The organism is Trichocoleus sp. DQ-A2 (assembly GCF_039961915.1).
GTDB lineage: Bacteria > Cyanobacteriota > Cyanobacteriia > Cyanobacteriales > FACHB-T130 > FACHB-T130.
In genome coordinates this window covers 191,264-213,945 of sequence record NZ_JAMPKD010000006.1, presented here as the reverse complement: position 1 = coordinate 213,945, position 22,682 = coordinate 191,264, and the positions used below count along the sequence as shown (strand labels likewise).

Here is a 22,682-nt window from a genome sequence, read left to right as displayed (position 1 = left end):
TGGCTGTCAATCCTAGGGAAATAAAGTGGAAGTACCCATCAACTCATCAGGAGAGTTTTCATGCACTTTCTTCGTCGGTACGCTGTCATCCTTCCCGTGACTGCCGCCGTCAGTTTCTCGATCGTCAGTTGCACCGAAAGCAAAATCACTCAGTGTCAAAAGATATTCAAGATTACCAACGAAACGGTGAATGAAACCAAAACCGTTACCAATGGAGGTCAGAATAGCTCTCCAGAAGCGCTAGCTAAAACAGCCGAGATTTGGGATAAATCAGCTCAAAAAATGACAAATATTAGCGTCAACGATCCAAAGCTTAAAAAGTTTCAAGCTGATTTTATTAGAATGTATCGAGAGAGTAGTAAGGCAACTCGCGAATATGTTTCAGCTCTCAAAAAAAGGGATTTTCCCGCAGTTGACGCTGGATTTAAAAAATTGCAGAAATCCTATAATCCAGAAAAAAATTTAGTAAACGGGATAAACAGTTACTGTGGAAGTTAACCAAAAGCTGCCTGCGATTTCCACTCGCTCTCTAAAGCTCAAAAAAGTAGTAGAAGAGAAGAAGCAGGCTATTTTTCTAAGCTAAGTTCTAGGAAGTCATTTTTAATTCCCTGTAATCCAGTGTCAGGCGTGCAAAAGTGCGGTAATGCACTTAGAGCCTACAGCGATCGCTCTTGAGCTAGCGATCGCGGGCTGAGGAGTGAGTAAAATTTACACTCAGCCCTTAAGTACGCGCAACTGTGAAGTCAGCTTTGTCATTAAAATATGCTCTCGTCCATGAATGGTTGACCCCCGAAGCTACTGGCGGGTCAGAACTCGTTGTCCGTGAAATCCTCAAGCACATTGATGCCGACCTCTATGCCCTAATTGACTTTGAATCCACCAATCCTGAAAGTTATCTCTTCAATCGCCCCATTGGCACCACATTCCTGCAACACTTCCCGAAAGCCCGTAGTGGCGTCCAAAAATATCTCCCTCTATTGCCGCTAGCAATTGAACAACTAGACTTACGCGACTATGACGTAATTCTCTCCTCTGCCCACGCTGTCGCCAAAGGAGTCCTCACCAGCCCACAACAACTGCATATCTGCTACTGCCATACGCCCATGCGCTACGCCTGGGATTTAACTTTTGATTATCTAGACAGTAGCCGACTAGGGCGGGGTCTCCCAGGCATCCTGACGCGGTATCTCCTTCATCAACTGCGTCAGTGGGATGTACTCTCCGCAAACCGCGTTGATTATTTCATCGCCAACTCCCAACACACCGCACGTCGCATCTGGCGCTGCTATCGGCGGCAAGCAGAAGTCATTTATCCACCCGTCAATGTTGAGCGGTTTTCCTTTCAGCCCCAAAAAGAAGATTTTTACCTCACCGTTTCCCGGCTGGTGAGTTACAAGCAAGTATCTTTAATTGTCCGATCTTTTAACCAACTGGGACGCCCGCTTGTGGTGATTGGCACGGGGCCGGAACTTGACGAAATGCGCCAGCTAGCGAAACCCAATGTAAAAGTGCTAGGGTCACAACCAGATGATGTTGTTGAGCAGTATATGGCTCAAGCAAAAGCATTTGTATATGCAGCCTGTGAAGACTTTGGCATGGCGTTGGTAGAAGCCCAAGCTTGTGGCACTCCTGCGATCGCCTATGGTGCTGGTGGGGCATTAGAAACCGTTCTGGATATTCGGGAACACCCGACACAGGGAACTGGCTTATTTTTTCCAGCCCAAACAGAAGCGGCTTTGATAGAAGCGGTAAAAACCTTTGAAGCATCGCAAGGATTATTTAATCCGGAGATTGCTAGAGTCCGCGCTTCTCAGTTCGCCCCTCAAACTTTCCAGAAGCGCTATCTAGCCTTTCTAGAGAGCTGTTATCAAGAATTTCAGTCATCCTCAGCCATTCGTCCCTAATCATCAGTCATGCTCTTTAGCCGGTTGCTAAAAACTCATGACTAATGACCAATGACCCATGACTAATGACCAAATTCTACTTTCTGGGACTCCATTAGCTGTCTTCAGGCGTCTTGTGGCTTTATGATCGGGACTGTGTGGTGTGAAGTGAAGGAGTAAGATGACTGCCGAAAGCCAACTTATCTCCGGCAAGATGTTGTGGGCGTTCGTGAAGCGAGGTTTTCAACCACTCGCGCCGACAGGTAGGCCCAGAGGTTTGAGCAAACAGCGAGACCTCCCCCTACAGCGTCTAGACCGAGATTTCGCTAAGCGATGTTTTGATGTTCTGTTTTCACTGTCGGTTTTGATTTTGTTTTCTCCGGTTTACCTGCTGTTGGCCTTGCTGATTGCTCTGAGCACACGAGGTCCAATTTTTTATGTTCAGGAACGAATCGGGAAAAATCATCAGCCTTTTGGTTGTCTCAAATTCAGAACGATGGTGCCAAATGCAGACGAAGTGTTGCTGCAAATGATGGCAACCTCACCCCATCTGCGTCAGGAATTCGAGGATAATTTCAAACTCAAAGACGACCCTCGAATTACATGGATTGGTAAATTTCTACGGGTGACTAGCCTGGATGAGTTTCCCCAATTCTGGAACGTTCTTAAAGGGGACATGAGCGTTGTCGGGCCAAGACCTCTCGTTGCCGAGGAGTTGTCAAAATACGGGCATCACATTGACAAAGTGCTGACGATTCGACCTGGAATCACCGGATTGTGGCAAGTTTCTGGGCGCAATGACATCCCTTATCCGCGCCGAGTCCAGATAGATGTCTATTACGTCAATGCCAGGAATTTCTGGCTGGATTTGTGGCTAGTTGTAAAAACAATTGGCGTTGTCGTTTCCCCCAAAGACAATGGTGCCTACTGAAACATAGCTAATGTTCGGCAATCTATAACTCAAGTCAAGTTCTTTGAACAACGGCTCCTACAGCTTTCCTCCTTGTGTGGAGAGAGCTGTAGTATTTTGTCGTTCATCGTTTGATGAGTTAGTACAGCGCTGGGAGTTACGCTTGCCTCTACAGCAGGTAAACTCTTCATGTCTAATTTCAGAGTTTAGATAAATTGGTTGTTGTAATGGCGATTAATTAATTTGTGTCGCTCAGAATTTATGCAACAGGTATTGTAGGTACTCTTGCAAGAAGCTTTCCCCTCTTCTTTGCTCAACATTTAGTCCACCGTCGAAATACGTAAGTCTTATTGCCGAGGCTTAGAAGAATCTACGTATATTCCTGATGTTGCGCCAGAGATTTTGCGTTAACGTAAGGAGTGAATTAAGGATTTCCTCTACTTACAGAGGGATTTTTCATAAATTTGGGTGCAAGTGACTCTTGCTGCAATGTTAGCGAGAGAAAGCTTACAGGATAATTACCAGTTACTGTTAAGACGATTGTTTCGTCACAGGCTATAGGGAATACTAAGTATGACGCAACGCAAGCGAGCGCTAATTACGGGCATTACGGGACAAGACGGTTCTTACTTGAGCGAATTTTTGCTTGAGCAAGGCTATGAGGTTCACGGGATCATTCGCCGGACTTCTACATTTAATACAGACCGAATCGATTATATGTATGAAGACCCTCACAAAGAGGGGGTGCGGTTGTTTCTGCACTATGGCGATTTAACCGATGGCACAACTCTACGCCGGATTTTAGAACAAGTCCAGCCGGTAGAAATTTATAATTTAGGTGCCCAATCCCACGTCCGCGTTAGTTTTGACTCGCCGGAATACACGGTTGATGCGGTCGGGATGGGGACGCTACGCCTTTTGGAAGCAATTCGAGATTACCAGCAGCGTACCGGCATTGAAGTACGGTTTTATCAGGCGGGTTCTTCTGAGATGTTTGGTAAGGTACAAGAAGTGCCTCAGAAGGAAACCACACCGTTTTATCCTCGCAGTCCTTATGCTTGTGCGAAGCTTTACGCTCACTGGCAAACGGTGAATTACCGAGAATCCTACGGGCTGTTTGCGTGTAACGGGATACTTTTTAACCATGAAAGTCCGCGGCGAGGAGAGACGTTTGTAACGCGCAAGATTACCAGAGCGATCGCTCGCATTGTTGCCGGGAAGCAGAAAAAAATCTACCTGGGCAATCTCGATTCCAAGCGGGATTGGGGCTATGCAAAAGACTATGTAAGAGCAATGTGGCTGATGCTACAGCAACAGGAAGCAGATGATTACGTTGTAGCCACAGGAGAAACTTACTCCATTCGTCAATTCCTGGATATTGCCTTTGAACACGTCAATCTAGATTGGAAAGACTACGTAGAGTTTGACGAACGCTATTTGCGCCCAGCGGAAGTGGATTTACTGATTGGCGATCCCACGAAGGCGCACCAAAAGCTGGGTTGGAAACCATCGGTTACTTTTGAAGAATTAGTTCGCTTGATGGTAGAAGCGGATATGCAAGCTTTGGGCTTGAATTGTCCGAATGGCAATGGTTCGCACTCGCCTCTGGATCTTGCCACGATTCGCCAGAATGTAGGTAGTATGCACGATTAAGTCGTTTTGACTTGTAGGGGCAAGAGCGATCCCCGCGCCCTACTGAGTGATGAGTGATGAGTTTTTCATTAACTCATCACTCATCAATTTTTGGAGATATCCTGAATCCAGTGGAGGATGGCAAGAGATATGGCTAGTTTAGATTTAAGCGATAAACGGATTCTCGTCACTGGCGGAGCTGGTTTTTTGGGGCGTCAGGTCGTAGATCGGTTGTGTAAAGCCGGAGCCGATCAAAACAAGATTACGATACCGCGATCGCGCGAGTACGATCTCCGCTCCTTAGAACACTGTCAACGCGCCGTTGAGCAGCAGGATGTCGTGATTCACCTCGCTGCTCACGTCGGCGGCATCGGTCTGAATCTGGTCAAACCCGCTGAATTATTCTACGACAACCTGATGATGGGCACTCAACTGATTCATGCGGCCTATCAAGCAGGGGTTCAAAAATTTGTTTGTGTAGGGACTATCTGCGCTTATCCCAAGTTTACGCCAGTGCCATTTAAAGAAGATGACCTCTGGAATGGCTATCCGGAAGAAACTAACGCTCCCTATGGCGTTGCGAAGAAAGCTTTACTGGTGCAACTCCAATCCTACCGGCAGCAGTACGGCTTTAACGGTATTTACCTATTGCCAGTGAACTTGTACGGGCCGGAAGATAACTTCGATCCCAAGAGTTCCCACGTGATCCCCGCCTTAATTCGCAAAGTACACGAAGCTCAAGCTAGAGGTGACAAGCAGCTACCTGTATGGGGCGATGGGAGTCCCACTCGCGAGTTTCTCTATTCTACGGATGCGGCTTTGGGTATCGTCATGGGTACGCAGGACTACAATGGCGCAGAACCCGTCAATTTGGGAACGGGTTATGAAATTTCTATCAAGGATTTGGTGGAACTGATTTGCGAACTGATGGGCTATCAGGGCGAAATTATCTGGGAAACCGATAAGCCGAACGGTCAACCGCGCCGCTGTTTAGATACAGAACGGGCGAAGCAAGAGTTTGGCTTCACAGCCCAAGTGGACTTCAAGCAAGGGCTGAAGAACACGATCGATTGGTATCGACAACACGCTGAGTAAGCGTGAAAAAGTTGCTAGTGAGAAGAACCCGTTTTGCCAAACAAAACGGGTTTCTGCGTTGTCAGAAGCGAAAATAGCGTAGCGATCGCAAAACAAGTCCACAGGATATCGAGTCAAGGGATGGACGCTAGCATCCCCTCGCCACAAACCAAATTTATTAAGACTTGTGAACAAAATCGATTATCAACTGGATAAACAGCAATTGAGGCGATCGCTTCTCAAAACACGACAATCGATGCCTGTGGAAGAGTGGAGAGAAAAGAGCGATCGCATCTGTACCCACCTCGAATCTTCGCCCCTATTTACTCAATCAAAAACTGTCTTAGCTTATTTCAGTTTTCGACAAGAACCTGACCTCAGCCCTCTAATTAGCGATCGTCGCCATTGGGGATTTCCCCGCTGTGTTGGCGATAGCCTCATTTGGCATCTATGGAAACCTGGAGACTCCTTACAAAAAGGTGCTTATGGTATTCTTGAACCGCACCCAGATAGCCCCGTTTTACATTCAACCGAGGTAGATTTAATTCTTGTGCCATCTGTAGCTTGTGATGTGCGGGGATATCGTTTAGGTTATGGTGGTGGTTATTACGATCGCTTGCTCAATTCATCTGAATGGGCAACCAAATTAACTATCGGCATTGTCTTTGACTTTGCTTTTTCCCTAGAGTTGCCAATTGATTGCTGGGATAAATCTTTGCAGGGCATCTGTACAGAAACGGGGTTGAGGATGATGCGATGAAATCTCAATTTCTCAATTTTTATTTTTTAATTTCCGCGCAGAGGACATTGTCCTCTGCGCTCCAACCACCTACTTAGAACAAGCATTTGGTTAGACCAATACACTTACTATAATATGACTTAATTAGATTAAAAGCAAGATTTTTTTCCAAGAATAAACATCATAAATTATTAATAATAATAGAAATAATTATTCATTTTTTATTGACTGATTCCAATTAAAGAAAACAGCTATTGTCGCCCAATGATAAATTCCAAAACTCAAAAAACAAACGCGATATATCGCCTTTTTACAACTCAAAACTCAAAAGTTAAAACTTTTTGGATGTATGGGTTCCTGGGAGCGATCGCGCTAGTGATGCTTTTTCCTCTACTTTGGCTCATCAGTACTTCCTTAAAATCTCCCACTGAAAATATCTTTCAGTTCCCACCCCAGATAGTGCCACAAGAGCCGACATTCCAGAACTTCATCACCGTTTGGCAAACCAATCCCTTTGGTCAGTATTTGTTCAACAGTACCCTGGTGGCAGTGCTGACAGTGGGCTTAAATCTGCTATTCTGCTCGCTTGCCGCTTACCCCTTGGCACGGCTGGATTTTCGGGGACGAGACATGGTTTTTGCGGCTGTTGTCTCCACGATTATGATTCCGTTCCAAATTGTAATGATTCCCCTGTACATCTTGACCGTACAGCTAGGTTTGAGAAATACCTATTTGGGTGTTATTTTGCCAAGCATTGCCTCTGCCTTCGGGATTTTCCTACTGCGGCAAGCATTTCAGGGCGTTCCCAAAGAACTGGAAGAAGCCGCTCGGATGGATGGCTGCTCGGAGCTAGGCTTGTGGTGGCACGTCATGCTTCCAGCAATTCGCCCAGCACTGGTAACGCTGGCAATTTTTGTCTTTATCGGTTCTTGGAGTGACTTTCTCTGGCCCTTAATTGTCCTCGACCGACCCGAATATTACACCCTCCCCTTAGGTGTCGCCACCCTTGCCGGGGCATTATCTCTAGATTGGCGACTGGTAGCAGCGGGTTCTGTCATTTCCATTACTCCAGTGCTGCTTGTCTTCCTCTTTTTGCAACGATATATTGTGCCGACAGATGCAGGGAGCGGCGTCAAAGGTTAATGGTGCTTCAGATCAAGGCGATCGCGCAAAGATTTATCAAAGCACCCTATCCAACCAGAAATTTCCCTTAGAAACAGAGCGGTGCTACTGTTAGCTTTATTTTCAGTTCCAAGAGTCCTGAATTCAACCCGAAAGCGATCGCGCACGAGAGATTTAAGTGGATTCACCTCGATTTAAGTCATGCAATCAGGTGATGGAAACTCACCCAATCGGGTGAACTTTGTGGGAACAACCTGGCTGTTTGCGAAATTTCAATGACTCAGATGGATGTTTCAGAAGTACCTAATGTAAATTCTTGCAGCGATTTCCTTCAGGAGCAGTCACTCTCTATGATTCACCACATTTCTCTCCCCGCTGAAAATCCCCTTCACGTCGCCAATGTCTTTGCAGAGATATGGAATGGAAAGGTTGCCCCATTCCCACCAAATCCAGGCAGTTATATCGTTATCGCCGGCGATGAGTACGGGACGATGATTGAGATTTATCCGGTTGGTACCGAAATGATACCTGGTGAAGGTTACGAGCAGGCAGCATTCATTCAAAACGTTTTGTACTCACCGTTTACAGCTACCCATGCTGCCATATCTGTACCGACGAGCCAAGAACAGATTGAGAAAATTGCCACCCGTGAAGGCTGGCGCGTGCTGCGCTGTAGCCGGGACTCGTTTTTTGATGTAATCGAGTTGTGGATTGAGAACAAGCTATTGATTGAACTGCTACCCCCAGAGATTGCCCCTCAATACGTAGCATTTATGCAGCCACAAAACTTAGAGAAGTTGTTCTTTGCCACTGCTACAGCAGCGTGAAGCCTGGATTAGACAGGCTGGGCGTTTCCTACTCTGCCTAATTAGACAAAGTTGATTCGCTCGTTAATCTTTCAAATTCCGATCGGAAGAACAACTGAAGACCTAGAGATATAGAAATTAGATTTCTTCCGGATATAGCTACGTTGTCTATGTAAAACAAAGATTAGTTAGATGCACCCTGATGTTTACCCCTGGAGACAAGCCAGGGGTTTTTCTTTTTAAGGGGTTATTTTGACCGATTGATATTTTCCGGAGTTGGGATGCAATTCCTTGAGGCTAGCTAGAACAGATTTCTGATAACGTTTGGGGGGAGTTTGATTGAGCGTGCGTCAATGGTTTTTGTCTAACTGGCGTCGTGTTTTTCTGCTCCTCTTGTTGGGAAGTGCCGCGAGCGCTCCAGCGACGATCTACTATGTGAGTGCAGTTACCAGAAGCGATCGCTATACCGATCCTGCCCAAGTTCCGGCTGAGCGTGTCGCCATTGTTCTTGGTGCAGGCGTATTGCCCGACGGTAGCCCCACACCGATGCTAGCCGATCGCGTGGAAGCGGCTGTGCAACTTTATCAGATGGGTCGGGTTAAAAAACTGTTGATGACGGGCGATAATAGCCGCACCGACTACGATGAAGTGAGCGTAATGCAGCGCTACGCGAGCGATCGCGGTGTACCGGCTGCTGATATTACTCTGGATTATGCTGGTTTCAGCACTTATGAAAGTTGCTATCGCGCACGAGAGATTTTTGGGGTGACACAGGCGGTTGTCATCACGCAGCAGTTCCACTTGTCACGCGCCGTGTATACTTGCCGTCAATTAGGTGTGAATGCGAGCGGCTTGGGTACACCCGATTGGGGACGGTATGGAGATGGGGTGATGAAATCCTATTCGACGCGGGAAGCACTCGCGACGGTGAAAGCCGTTTTAGAGGTGAATCTTCTCCGTCCTCAACCAACTTTTTTGGGGCAATTTGAGGGAATAAAGTAGGGACAAGCAAATGTTTGTAAAGATAGTAGACTTCTTGCACGGAGTTTTTTATAAAACCGCAGAGGCAAGAAGTCTATTTGTTTTACGATTTGATTGCTGCAATGCGATCGCTTTGCAAGCTGGAGAATAAGCTTTCCCAGTCGGGATTTTGGCTATCTTCTGCCTCTTTTACCTCAAAGGTGAGATTACACGCTTTCGGTTCTTCTAGCGATCGCACGCACAATTCGGCAATATCTTCCCGGCTCACTTTGCCCCGAATATTATCACCTTGCTCGAAAATTAACGCCTTGCCTCCTGGTTCTTCCGTCAAAGCACAAGGTCTAATAATTGTGTAAGAAATACCACTTTCACGGATACTTTCTTCACCGCGCAATTTCCAAGTAAGGATTCCTCCTAGTTGGTCGTTCATTCTCACCGCTGGTGGTTCTTCCTCTAAATTAATGCCAGGACGACCAGGACGAGTCACACCTGCCGAACTGATCGTGATAAATTGAGGCATCGCGCCGCCATAAGCTTTGATAGATTCCACCTGCAAAGCAAAGCCTCCCGGTGAAAACTTCGGATTTAGTTCTCCATCGTATTCAAACTTGCTCAACATCAACTGGAACGAGCAAATTTTACTGGGATTAATTGCTTCGCCATCTTGCAAAGTTTTGGCGCGAAACACGGGAATTAACTCAGCGAAGGGAACGCGAACATCGATCCAGGTATTTGCTACGGTATCAAAAGAATAAGAATAAGCAACGCCATCCCATCTGGATTCGGTGCGGATAAAAAATTTGTAGCGTTTTCCATCGCCTCTGACACGCAATTCCACACCCTCGTATCCTGCCAAATCAATTGGAGTGTCGAAGTTGCGGGTGCGGACGGAAGCAAAACCACCAGAGTTGTCGGTTGATACGTTGCCCGCAAACAGCGCTGTGCCTTCTACCAGTTGTATGCCACTCTGGCTTACGCCACCCATAACGACATCATCCACCGCACCCCAAGTATTTTTGATGTCATCTGAAAGGTTGCTAAAATCAAATACTACTTTTTCAGCTCCCCCCTTCGTCTGAGGGCTAAAGTAGTTGGCAGCAACTTGCACTAAGTTCTGGATGCCTTGATAGTCCACGATTTCCGGGCTGTCAACGACTTCGGGCATATAAAACTTGATACCCTGATAATACTTCGCCCGATCTGGTGTATCGCCCTCGACTGGTTGCACCCGAACCCCAGTGCAACAAATTACAGCACTAACGTTCGACATCATTTCCGGCGTCAATGTTTCTGAGATGGTGATGTCTCCCTCAAAGAGTTCTACGTTGTCGCCAAGCATTTCCCGCGCTTTCTGGGTATTTCTGACGAGGGCACGCACTGGATAACCCCGTTCAACCAGTCGCCGCACGACTCGTTTACCGACACCACCCGTCGCCCCAGCAACCAGTATCACTCCCACGCGCTTTCCTCCAGTAGGTTTGTCTTGATTATCCTTGGCACGGCCTTGCAGCAACCGCTGAAGGCAGTTGAAGAAAGGAATCACCTCGAAATAGGTCAGAGTTTGCAAAAATCTGCCGAAATCCCATTTAGAGCGGTTATTTTGATTCGTCATCTTTTTGTAAAATTTACGTTTTTATCTGATTTTTCCCTTTATCTTTTTTAATAGTCAACTGACTTCAAAACAACTCTCTAATGGAGCAAGATCCTTCAGCCGTCAATGCTGAGACTCATTTACTCATCCTCGATCTCGATGGCACAGTGCGATCGCCACTCTCAAATCACAAGTTTATCCAGCGTCCCGGCGATCAGCAGATTATTAAAGGCGCTGAGGGAGCGATCGCTTACTTCGCCGCGTCTGGCTGGAAAATCGTCGGCGTAACCAATCAAGGGGGTGTCGCCAGTGGTAAAAAATCTCTGCAAAGTTGCATTAAAGAGCAGCAATACACTTTGGGATTATTACCAGAGATAGAAGAAATTTATTTCTGTCCTGACTTTGAAGGAAAAAAGTGTTTTTGCGTCACCTCCAGCGATGTTGTTAACCACAGCCAGCACTCTGAATCTGGAAAGTTTCGCAAACCGAATCCAGGAATGCTGAATTTGGCGATAGAAAAACACTTGCCAGACAAAGTGTTAATGGTAGGCGATCGCTCGGATGACAGAAATGCTGCAAAAGCCGCAGGTATCAAATTTCAGCAAGCAGAAAGCTGGAGGCAAACTTATGGCGATACTGACGTTTGAACAAATGGGGATGAGGATGCGATCGCCAGCGGACGGACGCGAATTAGACTACACTACTCGATGTGCGATCGTATCCTCGCTTTCAATCTCGCTCTGCTGGGTGAGTTAACAATTACTGTTCCAGAATCAGTTATTGCTCTTTACAGTTGTAATTGCCATTGATTTTGCTCCAGTAAATACAGATTTATAGGCTACTATTTCCTTTAGCCTAAAATTAGCTTTTTTTAACGCAAAGGCCACCAAGGTAAGCGCAAAAGTACGCAAAATTAAAGATGTAAGCTTAAGGTTTGTTAGCGCCTATGCTTCAGTTTCAGCCGCCTGGTTTTGAGCAAAAAGTCATAGAAACCTCCCTCGGTTCGATGGTTTACTATACCGCAGTAGAGGACTCGTGGTTAGGGCAACGACAAGCTGAATTGCCACCGTTAATCTTCCTGCATGGCTTTGGTGGCGGAGCTTCTGCCTACGAGTGGTCGAAGGTGTACCCGGCTTTTGCAACGACTCACCGCATATTCGCCCCGGATTTAATTGGTTGGGGAGAGTCAGCTCATCCAGTCCGAGATTATCAAATTGCAGACTATTTGAAGACGCTGACGGAGTTTATTGAAAAAATTGGTATTTCTGGAGGAGAGCAAAGTTTTACCCCGGTAAAAGTGGTGGCATCTTTGCTGACGGCGGCTTTCACTATCCGTGTGGCTATTGAACGTCCGGAGTTATTCCAATCGCTATTTTTAGTATGTCCGTCTGGATTTGCCGATTTTGGACAAGATGCTGGGCGCAGATTACCGCTTCAAGTAATTGGGACGCCGCTGTTAGATAAGCTAATTTATACGCTTGGGGCGACAAACGACGTGGCGGTGCGGAGTTTTCTAGAACGCTTCCTATTTACTAAGCAAGAACGATTGTCTGAAGAGATAGTAGAGGCTTATTTGGCGTCAGCGCAGCAGCCAAATGGGGAATACGCAGCGCTGGCATTTTTGCGGGGCGACCTTTATTTTGACCTTGCCCTGTATATTCAGCAATTGACGGTGCCAACTTTTATCCTGTGGGGTGAACAGGCACAATTTATCAGTGTGAATCTGGGCAAGCGTTTGGCTGGACTGAATCCAAAAGCAATTCGCGAGTTTCAGCCAATTGCGGGAACGGGAGTGCTACCTCATTTGGAGCAGCCAGAAGTGTTGATTGGACTGCTTCAAGGTTATTTGTCAGCAGTTAATAGATAAGTGTGTTTTTCTCAATCCGCGAGGAGAGTCTAGCTACGCGAATAGTCTTCTATTAAACGGATGCTTTACATCCTTTGTCTGAGCTAACCGTGAATTTGGGATAAGCAATGCGTTGGTGATTATATTGTTGCCAGACTTGGACGAAAACTTCCGCAATGCGGGATAATTCTTCTCGCGTTAACCCAGACTCAGCTAACTGGCTGTCTTGCCAACGAGCGCGGAGAATTTTGTTAATCATGGAGAGGGCTTGTTCTGGAGTCGCATCTTTAAGCGATCGCAATGCTGCCTCACAGGAATCTGCCAACATCATTATCCCCGTTTCTCGCGACTGAGGAATCGGCCCATCATAGCGGAAATCTTCCTCCCGCACAATTTTCGTCGGGTCTTTCTCGGCTATCTGCTGCGCTTGGTGATAAAAATAGGCAATCAACATTGTTCCCTGGTGTTCCGGGATAAACCCCTGAATTGCCTTGGGCAAACGGCATCGCCGCGCCATTACCATGCCCTCAGTCACGTGTTTTTTGATAATCTCAGCACTCTTCCAGGGGTCATTAATTTCATCATGCTTGTTGGGACCACCCATCTGATTTTCAATAAATCCTAATGGATCGTGCATTTTCCCAATATCGTGGTATAAAGTACCAGCCCGAACAAGTTCTACATTGCAGCCCAGTTCCCGCGCTGCGGCTTCAGCCAGGGTGGAAACGAACAATGTATGTTGAAAAGTTCCCGGAGCTTGAGCGGCTAAACGTTTCAACAGGGGACGGTTGGGGTTCGCGAGTTCTGCCAGCCGAATCGGCGTCACCAAGTCAAATACGTGTTCTAGATAGGGACTCAAACCCAGCGCCACAATACTCCACGCTAAACCGGAAAAACCGCATAAGGCAGCTTCTTGGAGTACGGTGTACCAAATTGAACCCGTTGCGGCACCGAGAATCAGATTTACAATCAGGTAGACAGTGCCTTGAGTTAATCCGACGCCAACGCCAAGGAAAGCGAGTTCTTCGCGCGATCGCATTTTCCCTGCCAGTAAGCTCATCATAATTCCACCCGCAGCACCCGCCACCAAACAATCCCAAGTAATGGGCAGGCTAACCGATAACACGCCACCCAGCAGTCCCACAACGGTGACACCCAACGCAGAACCGTAGAAACTGCCCACCAATAAACCAACTGCTGGCAAATTCGTATAGCGAATACCCAAACTCACTAGCACTGGCGTACTCAAAGTCAGCAGCAATATCAGCAAGTGATCTCGTTGCCGGATTTGGGGATTAAATCGCCGTTCCACCCGCCAGAACGTACACACGCCACCCGTGACCAGAATTCCAAAACCAATCAATCCAGACCAGCTAAGGCTCCGGCGGCTTAATTGAAAATACTCTAACAGCACAAAATCTGCCTGGGAGATGGTTTCACCGGCGCGGACAATCACCTCATCCTGCCGAACTGCGATCGTTTGCAGTGCCACCGCTTTTGCTGCCTGTTCTGCCAGTTGTTTCGTTTGTTCTGGATCTTCTATTAAGTTGGGGCGCAGTCCCCAGAGCAACATTTGGGTTGCCACCGGCTCAGCTTCCGGGGGAACGAGCAAATTCATTTGCACTCTCAACGCTTGCTGTAAGATACTGTCAGGCAAGCCTGGGGGAATCCCTTGGGTGAGCATCCGTTCGGCAACCTGGGGGATGCCGGTTTTTGTTTGCTGCCAAGCTTCATTTGACAAGTCTAGTAGGGAGGCATCGTAGCGCCTTTCTGGATTGCCATCTGAGAAGGCGGCGACAGCTTTGGCGTATTGCGCGCGGGCTTGGTTAATCGTGCTTATTAGGGCTAAAAAATCTTGAGGACTTGCGGCCTGGTGGTAAGCTTGGAGTTCGGCGACAGCAGGGGTTGCGGAAATATTCGATTGACCGTTGGCATCTGGCAATAACCCTGACTGGGGTTGATTCACTTTCATGTCAGTGTCCACCGCTGCCAATATGGAGCGCCACTCCCACTCCGCGCACTTGCGGAGGTCAATCTGAGTGGCAGCAGACAATATGGCAGTCGGAACCATTGGAAAAGAACCGGCTAGTTGTCGGAGGTCGTCGGCGGTACGAAGCGATCGCTCCAAATCATCGTAAACTTGTTCGGTTACGTCTTGCTGGATCGTCAAGACGGGCACGGCACCTGTGCGGGCTGCCTTCCGTTTTTCTTCTGTGGTGAAAGTATCTACGACATTAGCGTCAAAGGTTGCCCGAATCGTCTGCGGTGCTATCTTGCCGACGGCGAGCTTTGGCGCATTGTAGTAGCGCTGCCCCATTGTTCCGGTGAGGGACACCACTGCCAGCAGCCAAACAATCCGAGGACGGTTTCTGCGGTTTTGGAGAGTAGCGCCAAGACCTAATCCTAGACCTTGCCCTGGTATAGCGGCAGGCGAATCAAAAAGTCGGGATGGTAAAAGACTGCGAAGGGGCTGGTACGTCCGCCGCCATTGATCAAGCTGGTGCGTCAATGACTGAAGCGTCTTCATGTTTATAGTATGGCTGTCGTTTTAGGCGACAGGAGTGATGGTAGCGAAAAGTAGATTGGCATTCATAAAAGGCACCTTACAGCAATCTTTACCCTTAATGGCACCCCTTTGTTGGCTTCATCCTACCTTACAAAACACTGCCTAAATTGCCTATCCCCCTTGGGGGATTTATCCGATTAAATTTAATTTTCTTTGACCAGCTTAGCTTGCATGGAGTAGCGATCGCTGGTATTAAAAAAAATTAACGCCGTTGAATTACATGGGGCGCTGCTACGGCGCTGATTTGCTGGACTTGCTTTGCTGTTGAGGCATCATAAACACCAGACCAAACAGCAAGGAGATTGTCTGCTAGTTGAAACAACTGAGCATCTGAGGCGATTCCCCACTTAGGTTGATTCCAAGATAGCCGCCATCCCATAGGAATGCCCACTGTACTGTTATACGCTCCCGATAAAGCACCCGCGATCGCGCAGGTAATCGGGGGTTGGTAGCCGCTACGGGCAGCACGGGCGACACTCAGGCGAAAATCTTCTAGAGTACTGAGGAAGCAGTAAAAACCCAGAGCGATGGGGGTACTCTGAGGCTGGGCATTCCGACATAGTTGAGCGATCGCTATTTCTAAGCTCGCATTTTCTGCTAATAAAATTTGGACTTGCTCTAATTGTTGCACCAGAGGCGTCTGGGAATCTCCTAAGAAGGCAAGGGTTTTGGGAATCAAAGTAGCCCGATTGAGTTTTTCTCGAAGGCATTGAGCGATCGCGTATCCCACTGCTAACGCCCCATCTCTTAACTCTGGCTCATCTTGCCAGATGCTGACAACTTGTTCTAAATTTTGCCGCAGTTTGGCTTTATATTCATGGGAGAACAGCACAATCGGCAGTGTGGCAATAATCGCTCCTGGCGTAGGCGCGTTAGCACTGTTCGCCTCTATCTCCACAAATTTTTCCGTGAGGTGACGCCAATCTGCGAAATCGAATTTACCCCGCTCAATTAAGCTTTCTGCACCCCAAACCGCCATTTTGCCCCAGCTAGTAGGCTGCTGAGACTGTTTTTTGCTCAAAGGGGTGAAATCCCCGAATGCAGCGCCCAACAAGGTGCCGCGAAACCGACTTAACAGAGAGTAGCGCATGATTTCTATCGTAGAGGCGATCGCGACTTAGACAGCGTTCTCTCAACATCTGCCGTGCTATAGTCTACCGTCTCCCCAGTAGAATCGCATCTTCACTGAAAATTTTCTCTTGTAATGACTTCTCCTGTTTGGATATTTTTCAAAAAAGGAATGCCTATCCAAACTTCTATCGAGAAATTATAAGATGAATTGTAGTCATCGACGATATAACATCCATTAAAACTGCGAGTTTTCTTCAGGGAAATATTCCAACTCGGCGGAGAAATACTCCAATATTTAGCTTTTTCACTAGATTCGTTTTGTAAATTTGTTTTACTAATTTTATAAGGAACTTCAATAATATCGATTAAATCATAAGCATATTCATACTTGTCCAAAATACTTAGAATATCTTCCCAACTTTGAACTTTTATTTTTTTGTCAAAAATTCGTGAATTCAGCCAAGAATTACCAATTTCAACCAGTTGTTTCGCGATTAATTCTACCCGATGCTTGTCTTGCTTGAGAAACTCTAAATCTTCGGGAAGTAATACCCTGTTGGGTAGAATAGTCCAAACTTCAAAGGAAGTCTCTGTCTCTGTATCAAATGAGAAAGTAGATTTTTTTATACCTGGTATGTCTTCAAAAACTTGCACAGCACTAATGGGTGCTAGGGAGTCTAAGTATTTAGATTTAGTAGAACCTATTTCAACTTCTGGTAAATCTTTTGGGTAATTCTCCGCTAAATGATAATCTGGAGCCTTACATAGCTCTTCTGGAAGATAGGATTTTGTTGAAGTTTGCACTGCGCTTCTCCATTGGAATAATTTTTGTTTCAACAGAGTAGCAGAGCGAGTAAGACTATTCAGTGTTGCAGTTTACTAAAAAAAATAGTTTTAATTATCAAGTATTTTCATCCGCCTAAAGATAGATAAAAAAATGAATAACGAACACCAAGCGATCGCTCATCAAATTTTATAGACGGAAAACAAGTCAAGTATGGGGAAGAGAAATGCAACAACTGAAACTTAGAGTAAGATTCCCTATCTATAGTAAGAATTCAGATGCCAAATGCGCGAATTATGCTAAATTTGGTCGTCCTTCGGAATGGATATGAAAATTCTTTTTCATCGTTGCACTGGGCAGCAAGGCTCACAGCGACTCCAGATTTTAATTGTCATTACCAGCATTTTCTTCATTACCATTCCATCTGGACTTGCCCAGGAGGCTACCTCGCCAAAATCCACACCCGTAAGGATTTCAACTGAAGAACAATATTTTGCTGATGTTGTTGTCAGAGGACGCCCAGTTTTTCAAGTAGGTAGTTTATCGGGAATCAGCGCTCAAGAGCGATCGCAAATTATCAATCGGCGGATTGCCAGTATACTGCTGCAATCAGAGGCTTTGGGGCAAGTCACCGTTAAACCAGACAATCCACGGAAGATAGCCACCTTACAACTCAATAACCGAGTCTTAATGTCAGTAACTCAACAGGACGCCCGCGACTTTGGGGTGTCTGTAGAGGTGCTTGGCGAGAAATGGGCGAACCAATTAAATCAAGCTTTCAAAAAACCGCCCCTAGCCATTGATGTCGGACAGCGACTTTATCTTACGGTGAGAGATCTAGTCCGGGATGCCATCAGCAGCTTGCCCTCAATTTTAGGGGCGCTGGTCGTTGTTGGCATCACCTGGGTAGGCGCTAGAGGCGTGCGTTACATAGCTTTGAAATGGGCGCAGAAAGAGACAGAAGGCGATCGCAGCACTGAAATTCTGATGGGGCGAGTAGGATACGGTGGAGTCTGGGTTATTGGCTCCGTGATCGCTCTAGGCGTCTTGGGGCTTGACATTGGGGCCTTACTGGGGGCGTTGGGACTCACCAGCGTCGCAATTGGTTTCGCCCTCAAAGAGGTTTTCAGTAACTACATTTCCGGGATGATTTTACTTGCCGCCCGACCTTTTCGATTAGGCGATCAAGTGACGATTAAGGAGTTTGAGGGAACTGTTACCCAAATTCAACTGCGGGCAACCACTCTAAATACCTATGATGGACGGAAGGTGTATATCCCGAATCAAGAAGTTTTCCTCGCCAGCATTATCAATAACACCGCTTTCAAGCACCGCCGCAGTTCGGTTACGGTTGGCATTGCCTATGGTGCCAATATCTCTACTGCTAAACAAGTGATTACTGATGCCGTTCTTAAAGTCAAAGGCGTGCAGCCAAAACCAGTGCCAGAAGTCCTTGTCCGGGAACTGGATTCTGGAAAGGTGAATTTGGAAATCCGCTTTTGGGTGAATTCTCGGCGTTTGGAGTTTTTAGAAACCACTTCTAAAGCAAATGAGGCGATTAAAGAAGCCTTGCACAAAGCGGAGATTGAAATACCCACCGAAATTTATACATTGTTAGTACGCAAATCGCAGACTGAGGCTGATGTCTATCCCAGCGACTGGGATTCCCAGAAGCGGCTTCCGAACGGCAAGTAAGCTGTTCTAGGCTCCCAGTCTGTTAGCTCCGAATGTTAAGCTCCAAATAAAGCGCGATCGCTTTTTTACGACACCTGTGGCACCGATGGGGGTGCAGAACTGACACCGCTTCCTTTGCCTCGGTTGTATTTCAAATAAAACCCTGCCACTACTAACAAGATAATCATCAGGGTGCCAATACCGAGGGGACTGGGAAGCCAGAATACCGCCTCAACATGGTTCACTTCACCGGGTTTGAGCGTCCAAACTAACAGATGTCCTTTCTCTGAGATAACTGGGTTGAGTGCATTCTCCGCCTTCTCAACACTCCGCGCGCCCCAAGGGGTTCTCAAGCTAAAGTCCAAATCGAACAGCGAACCGGGACTAACGATAACGTTACCGTTAGTAGAAAGAACACCGAGCGATCGCAAATCCAAATCGTAGCTTAAGTGATTCCGTATCCAGAACAGGAAATTCCCCTGTCTCAGACTCAGGTGGGAATTAATCTTTGGTAAATCTGTCTCTGTCGCCGCCTGAGAACCTTTCTTTACAGGGGGATTAAAAAACTGGTTAAACTTCTCTTCCAGTTCCGCACCGCTAGCGAACGGGATTGTCACCACAACTTCCTGGTTTGAGATGCGCTTCGTTTTCCCTTGCAATTGTCGCGCCCGACGCTGAAGGCTATCTAACCATTCCTGTGCCTGATCGCTGCTCAATGCCGTCAGCTGTTCGCCCAACTTGATATGCTGGACAATCTCGCCACGGTTCGGATTCTCGAACCTCACCCCAGCATCATACTGAACGCAGCCCGACAGCAATACGACCGCTAACAGCATCGCCCAAAGAACCCGCATTTTCGGCAATACTTTACCGAAAGCACCCCTCGCACTCTGACTCAACACAGCTAACTTCACGCCTTTCTCTCCTCCTTACTTCTCTGGTTGCCTTCTCTCGTGCCGGAAGTCGTTCGTTACCCTTGCCGCGCCGCTACACCCAACTGCTGGAACAACAAACTCGGCAAGAAACTACCCCCGCCTACCCATTCCGGCTTATCGCCCAAATCCACCAAATTTTTAAACGCCTCAAAAATACTACCAGCCACCATCGTATTCTTGACTCGACCGACAATCTGACCTTTTTCTACCTTGTAGCCTAAATCCAGATTGACAGAAAACTCTCCCGCCATTTGATTCGACTGTCCAGCACCGAGAACCTGATCCACAATCACCCCCTCATCCATGCTGGCAATTAAATCCGCTGTCGATGTCTTCCCAGGCGCAAAGCAGAGATTTACTAACTCTGGGCTGGGACGCGACAAACCACCCCGAAAGCCGTTTCCTGTTGACTCACAGCCCGCCCTGGCTGCCCAGCGCCGATCCCAATAAAATTCTTTTACCGTGCCTTTCTCGATAAGCACTTTGCGACGGGTGGGCGTTCCTTCATCGTCAAAAGCACAGGCAGATGGCCCGATGCTGGGATCTTCAAATAAATTTAAGCGTTCGTCAAATAGGGTTTCGCCCAGTTTACCGACCAGAGGAGAGGCTTTTTGGACGATACTTTGACCGGAGAGAACCGTTTTAAATAGGCGTCCGATGGCACTAGCGGCAGCTCTAGGATTAAACAGAACGGGGAAAGATCCGCTCTGAATGGTCGCTGGCTGCTCTGCTAGAGCGTATTTTCGTAACAAATCTTCTAGAAGGCGATTAAAATCTGGGACGCCTTCACGGGCAATATCGGAGCTATAAACCTGGAGAAAATCTTCACCCCGTACCAAATTCCCCGAAAGGCTGGCACTGACAACTTGGCTAGTGCGCGAGGCGTAGACATCCGCACTGGTTGCAATTTTTACGTTATTTGTCCGGACGTGGAACCCCACATCTACCAGAATATCGGAGTTGTAGTCGTGGATTTGAGAAATTAAGCGATCGCCCACTTCCACTAATTCCTGGGTTGCTGGTGGCGTATATTTTTTTTCCGGTTCCGTCACCTGTACATCCGCAGCAAATTCAAACTCAGCCTTGTCGCCAATTTCTGAAGTTTGTACGGCAGCATCCACCAAATCTTCCAGCCGCGTCAAGTCTGTGGAACTGGCAAAACCCAGCCTCCCCTCGTGTAGCACCCGCAGCGCGACTCCTTGCAGTGCTTTGGTTTGCAGGGATTTTAAGCGATTGTTTTCAAACTCAACTGGTGTGTCTTGGCTTGATAGATAGTAAACCTCAGCGGAGTCGGTTCGTCCCTTCGCCAATTTCAGAATCTGCTCCAGCGTCGCATCAGTCACCATCTCAGGTTCTCCCGCTTCACCCATACCATCTTAAAGCTACCAGAGGGACTCGTCGCACTACTGCCCTAAATACCGCTGTAAAGACAGACAGGAAGTTTACCGACTGCTGCTAATTGTTCTACGACTTTTAATTGGAGAAAAATCTCCTCAACAACTCAAACAGAAGCTGGATTTGCGATTAGATGAATTTTCCCAACCTAGGAAAGCCCATCCAGTCACGCCATATTGGGCATAAAAAAAGGTTTGCGGGAAGCCAAACAAGAACCCAATCACAGATAAAATTAGCGTTCAAAAATTAAACCAAGCTAATCCACCGAGTGTCAAACCAATGGCAACCAAGGCAACCCAAATAAACAAATTGTCCTTGGTATTTACTTGGCTGAGATCGATGGGTTCCGGTTCTGGACGCTTTTGAGGAGTTTTCGTAGCACCCTGAAGATTGCTCCCCCGGCGAAATTCCGGTTCGCTGTCAGCGAGAGTTGTGAGATCGGGAATCTCTGTCAACCATTCTGGACGCCTGCTGAGTTGCGGGGCTTCCATAATGTAGAGTAAGCGACGGCTTTGCTTGCTAGTTTGTGGATCGGGATGATGTCGCAGCTGTTTGCAGAGAGCTATCGCTTCTGTTGTTTGTCCTGCTGCTTCATAAGCCGTCACCAGCCAAATCAAGATTTCTCCTCCCAATCGGGAGTTCCGCGTCACCAAGCTACTTGCCTTCTCTAAATGCTGCACTGACTGGCGGTAATCTCCACGTTCAAATGCCGCTGTGCCAGTCTGGTACTCGGTTTTAATAATGTCCTGGGTTTCTGAATTCACTTTGCCAATCGAATTTAAAGAGAACTTTTTTGTGCTTTGTACGTCATCACCGACAGCCCCTTTAAATTTTAGCGAAGCAGATTATCCTGTAATCAAGACGGCTAAAATCAATTGCCTTTGCCAGGGTTTTCGAGAGCATCGAAAGACAAAAATTGCCAGATGCCAGCTCGGAAGATTTATCGTCTGTAACGGGTGGTTTCTGTTTCGTTGTTTCAACATCACCCGTTCAGGTGAATCAACGAGGGGAATTTTCCTCGCCTTGCCAGGGTTTATCTTAAGAAGTCATTTAAACTTTCATACTTAGCACCATCCAAAAGATTAGGATGTAAAACCATGCTCAAAACCCTACCTCTGCCGTTGCATCGTTTTCATCGGTTTTGCCTTGCTACCGGCTTAGCACCCTTGACGCTGGGCATTACGGTACTAACCGGGGCGATTTCCCCAGCCAAGGCACAATTAATCATTCAGCAAGGCGTGCCTACTTATGGATTTCCCCAGCATGGAGTTCCCCAGCCGTCGTCGGGTAGCTTTGTTTATGGCAGTCCGATTCCCAGTCCGATTCCGATAAACCCAACGACGGGGATGAGCGATCGCGGATCGAGTAATTACTACCGAGTCAATCCCAATCCCTATCCGAGTTATCCCGACTATTACCAGGGTTATCCCAACTCCTATCCAAGTTATCCCGACTATTACCAGGGTTATCCCAACTCCTATCCGAGTTATCCCGGCTACCCGGTGGGATCGCACAGAAGAGTCAACAACTCGACACTGATCAACCCCACCTTAATCAATCCCCAGATTCGGGATTCTATCCTGATTAATCCAGTGATTGTGAATCCGCGAGGCAATCGCAGACGCTTCAACCAACCCAGGCAGATTATTATTCGTTAATCGCGCACGCCTAAG

22 protein-coding genes are annotated in these 22,682 nt (G+C 47.2%); 14 read left to right on the top strand and 8 right to left on the bottom strand.

Going from position 1 to position 22,682, the window contains the following annotated elements; translation table 11 throughout:
* Window positions 1-12: 12 nt before the first annotated feature.
* Window positions 13-159 (bottom strand): hypothetical protein, encoded by a 147-nt coding sequence (locus tag NC997_RS07920; RefSeq protein WP_190410683.1) that lies wholly within the window; start codon window positions 157-159, stop codon window positions 13-15.
* 27 nt (window positions 160-186) lie between these two features.
* On the opposite strand from NC997_RS07920, the gene NC997_RS07915 reads away from it, so the two are divergent.
* The 9 genes from NC997_RS07915 to NC997_RS07875 all read left to right on the top strand — a co-directional run bounded on the left by NC997_RS07915 (window position 187) and on the right by NC997_RS07875 (window position 9,168).
* A complete protein-coding gene (locus NC997_RS07915) occupies window positions 187-498 on the top strand; it encodes a hypothetical protein (protein ID WP_190432809.1) in 312 nt (103 codons plus the stop codon).
* A 251-nt stretch (window positions 499-749) separates the two neighbouring features.
* Window positions 750-1,904, top strand: coding sequence for a glycosyltransferase (locus tag NC997_RS07910; RefSeq protein WP_190530367.1), 1,155 nt, complete (start codon window positions 750-752; stop codon window positions 1,902-1,904).
* 160 nt (window positions 1,905-2,064) lie between these two features.
* Window positions 2,065-2,814, top strand: a complete 750-nt coding sequence (locus tag NC997_RS07905) for a sugar transferase (protein WP_190530365.1) — start codon at window positions 2,065-2,067, stop codon at window positions 2,812-2,814.
* A gap of 552 nt (window positions 2,815-3,366) precedes the next feature.
* Window positions 3,367-4,446: a GDP-mannose 4,6-dehydratase gene (gene gmd, locus NC997_RS07900; protein ID WP_190410680.1), complete on the top strand. Its 1,080-nt coding sequence runs from the start codon at window positions 3,367-3,369 to the stop codon at window positions 4,444-4,446.
* Between the two features lie 129 nt (window positions 4,447-4,575).
* The gene (locus NC997_RS07895) at window positions 4,576-5,520 is read left to right on the top strand and encodes a GDP-L-fucose synthase (RefSeq protein WP_190530363.1); all 945 of its coding nucleotides are present in this window, start codon (window positions 4,576-4,578) and stop codon (window positions 5,518-5,520) included.
* A gap of 166 nt (window positions 5,521-5,686) precedes the next feature.
* On the top strand, window positions 5,687-6,259 hold the full coding sequence (locus tag NC997_RS07890; RefSeq protein ID WP_347276169.1) for a 5-formyltetrahydrofolate cyclo-ligase: 573 nt from the start codon (window positions 5,687-5,689) through the stop codon (window positions 6,257-6,259).
* Between the two features lie 324 nt (window positions 6,260-6,583).
* On the top strand, window positions 6,584-7,381 hold the full coding sequence (locus NC997_RS07885; protein WP_242030340.1) for a carbohydrate ABC transporter permease: 798 nt from the start codon (window positions 6,584-6,586) through the stop codon (window positions 7,379-7,381).
* A 329-nt stretch (window positions 7,382-7,710) separates the two neighbouring features.
* Window positions 7,711-8,187 (top strand): hypothetical protein, encoded by a 477-nt coding sequence (locus NC997_RS07880; protein WP_190439115.1) that lies wholly within the window; start codon window positions 7,711-7,713, stop codon window positions 8,185-8,187.
* Between the two features lie 363 nt (window positions 8,188-8,550).
* Window positions 8,551-9,168, top strand: coding sequence for an ElyC/SanA/YdcF family protein (locus NC997_RS07875; RefSeq protein ID WP_347276172.1), 618 nt, complete (start codon window positions 8,551-8,553; stop codon window positions 9,166-9,168).
* 82 nt (window positions 9,169-9,250) lie between these two features.
* Here NC997_RS07875 and NC997_RS07870 read toward each other — a convergent pair whose 3' ends face one another.
* Window positions 9,251-10,759, bottom strand: a complete 1,509-nt coding sequence (locus tag NC997_RS07870; RefSeq protein WP_190530360.1) for a CIA30 family protein — start codon at window positions 10,757-10,759, stop codon at window positions 9,251-9,253.
* Between the two features lie 80 nt (window positions 10,760-10,839).
* On the opposite strand from NC997_RS07870, the gene NC997_RS07865 reads away from it, so the two are divergent.
* The 3 genes from NC997_RS07865 to NC997_RS07855 all read left to right on the top strand — a co-directional run bounded on the left by NC997_RS07865 (window position 10,840) and on the right by NC997_RS07855 (window position 12,605).
* Window positions 10,840-11,385 (top strand): HAD-IIIA family hydrolase, encoded by a 546-nt coding sequence (locus tag NC997_RS07865; protein ID WP_190530358.1) that lies wholly within the window; start codon window positions 10,840-10,842, stop codon window positions 11,383-11,385.
* Entirely contained in the window at window positions 11,366-11,494 is a 129-nt protein-coding gene (locus NC997_RS07860; protein ID WP_277881828.1) for a hypothetical protein, read from the top strand. Before NC997_RS07865 ends, NC997_RS07860 begins: the two co-directional genes overlap by 20 nt.
* A gap of 190 nt (window positions 11,495-11,684) precedes the next feature.
* Window positions 11,685-12,605: an alpha/beta hydrolase gene (locus NC997_RS07855; protein WP_190530356.1), complete on the top strand. Its 921-nt coding sequence runs from the start codon at window positions 11,685-11,687 to the stop codon at window positions 12,603-12,605.
* A gap of 52 nt (window positions 12,606-12,657) precedes the next feature.
* On the opposite strand, the gene NC997_RS07850 is transcribed toward NC997_RS07855, so the two are convergent.
* The 3 genes from NC997_RS07850 to NC997_RS07840 all read right to left on the bottom strand — a co-directional run bounded on the left by NC997_RS07850 (window position 12,658) and on the right by NC997_RS07840 (window position 17,025).
* The gene (locus tag NC997_RS07850) at window positions 12,658-15,111 is read right to left on the bottom strand and encodes an HD family phosphohydrolase (protein ID WP_190428761.1); all 2,454 of its coding nucleotides are present in this window, start codon (window positions 15,109-15,111) and stop codon (window positions 12,658-12,660) included.
* A gap of 241 nt (window positions 15,112-15,352) precedes the next feature.
* Complete coding sequence (locus tag NC997_RS07845) at window positions 15,353-16,240, bottom strand: ADP-ribosylglycohydrolase family protein (RefSeq protein ID WP_190530354.1); 888 nt, start codon at window positions 16,238-16,240, stop codon at window positions 15,353-15,355.
* A gap of 92 nt (window positions 16,241-16,332) precedes the next feature.
* Window positions 16,333-17,025: a hypothetical protein gene (locus NC997_RS07840; RefSeq protein WP_190530352.1), complete on the bottom strand. Its 693-nt coding sequence runs from the start codon at window positions 17,023-17,025 to the stop codon at window positions 16,333-16,335.
* Between the two features lie 307 nt (window positions 17,026-17,332).
* Between NC997_RS07840 and NC997_RS07835 the strand changes: the two genes are divergently transcribed.
* The gene (locus NC997_RS07835) at window positions 17,333-18,700 is read left to right on the top strand and encodes a mechanosensitive ion channel family protein (protein ID WP_190530350.1); all 1,368 of its coding nucleotides are present in this window, start codon (window positions 17,333-17,335) and stop codon (window positions 18,698-18,700) included.
* A gap of 65 nt (window positions 18,701-18,765) precedes the next feature.
* Here the strand turns inward: NC997_RS07835 and NC997_RS07830 are convergent, their stop codons facing one another.
* The 3 genes from NC997_RS07830 to NC997_RS07820 form a co-directional block, all read right to left on the bottom strand.
* Window positions 18,766-19,593: a DUF3153 domain-containing protein gene (locus NC997_RS07830; RefSeq protein ID WP_347276168.1), complete on the bottom strand. Its 828-nt coding sequence runs from the start codon at window positions 19,591-19,593 to the stop codon at window positions 18,766-18,768.
* A 56-nt stretch (window positions 19,594-19,649) separates the two neighbouring features.
* Window positions 19,650-20,957, bottom strand: coding sequence for a metallopeptidase TldD-related protein (locus NC997_RS07825; RefSeq protein WP_190410915.1), 1,308 nt, complete (start codon window positions 20,955-20,957; stop codon window positions 19,650-19,652).
* 291 nt (window positions 20,958-21,248) lie between these two features.
* On the bottom strand, window positions 21,249-21,773 hold the full coding sequence (locus tag NC997_RS07820) for a tetratricopeptide repeat protein (RefSeq protein WP_190530348.1): 525 nt from the start codon (window positions 21,771-21,773) through the stop codon (window positions 21,249-21,251).
* A 333-nt stretch (window positions 21,774-22,106) separates the two neighbouring features.
* Here NC997_RS07820 and NC997_RS07815 point away from each other — a divergent pair, with 333 nt between their 5' ends.
* On the top strand, window positions 22,107-22,667 hold the full coding sequence (locus tag NC997_RS07815) for a hypothetical protein (protein ID WP_190530346.1): 561 nt from the start codon (window positions 22,107-22,109) through the stop codon (window positions 22,665-22,667).
* The last annotated feature ends 15 nt before the right edge of the window (window positions 22,668-22,682 follow it).

Coding starts and splice junctions, on each gene's coding strand:
- gmd (WP_190410680.1), top strand. CDS start 3,367: ATGACGCAACGCAAGCGAGCGCTAATTACGGGCATTACGGGACAAGAC.
- NC997_RS07880 (WP_190439115.1), top strand. CDS start 7,711: ATGATTCACCACATTTCTCTCCCCGCTGAAAATCCCCTTCACGTCGCC.
- NC997_RS07895 (WP_190530363.1), top strand. CDS start 4,576: ATGGCTAGTTTAGATTTAAGCGATAAACGGATTCTCGTCACTGGCGGA.
- NC997_RS07905 (WP_190530365.1), top strand. CDS start 2,065: ATGACTGCCGAAAGCCAACTTATCTCCGGCAAGATGTTGTGGGCGTTC.
- NC997_RS07815 (WP_190530346.1), top strand. CDS start 22,107: ATGCTCAAAACCCTACCTCTGCCGTTGCATCGTTTTCATCGGTTTTGC.
- NC997_RS07870 (WP_190530360.1), bottom strand. CDS start 10,759: ATGACGAATCAAAATAACCGCTCTAAATGGGATTTCGGCAGATTTTTG.
- NC997_RS07855 (WP_190530356.1), top strand. CDS start 11,685: ATGCTTCAGTTTCAGCCGCCTGGTTTTGAGCAAAAAGTCATAGAAACC.
- NC997_RS07885 (WP_242030340.1), top strand. CDS start 6,584: ATGTATGGGTTCCTGGGAGCGATCGCGCTAGTGATGCTTTTTCCTCTA.
- NC997_RS07860 (WP_277881828.1), top strand. CDS start 11,366: ATGGCGATACTGACGTTTGAACAAATGGGGATGAGGATGCGATCGCCA.
- NC997_RS07865 (WP_190530358.1), top strand. CDS start 10,840: ATGGAGCAAGATCCTTCAGCCGTCAATGCTGAGACTCATTTACTCATC.
- NC997_RS07845 (WP_190530354.1), bottom strand. CDS start 16,240: ATGCGCTACTCTCTGTTAAGTCGGTTTCGCGGCACCTTGTTGGGCGCT.
- NC997_RS07835 (WP_190530350.1), top strand. CDS start 17,333: ATGAAAATTCTTTTTCATCGTTGCACTGGGCAGCAAGGCTCACAGCGA.
- NC997_RS07850 (WP_190428761.1), bottom strand. CDS start 15,111: ATGAAGACGCTTCAGTCATTGACGCACCAGCTTGATCAATGGCGGCGG.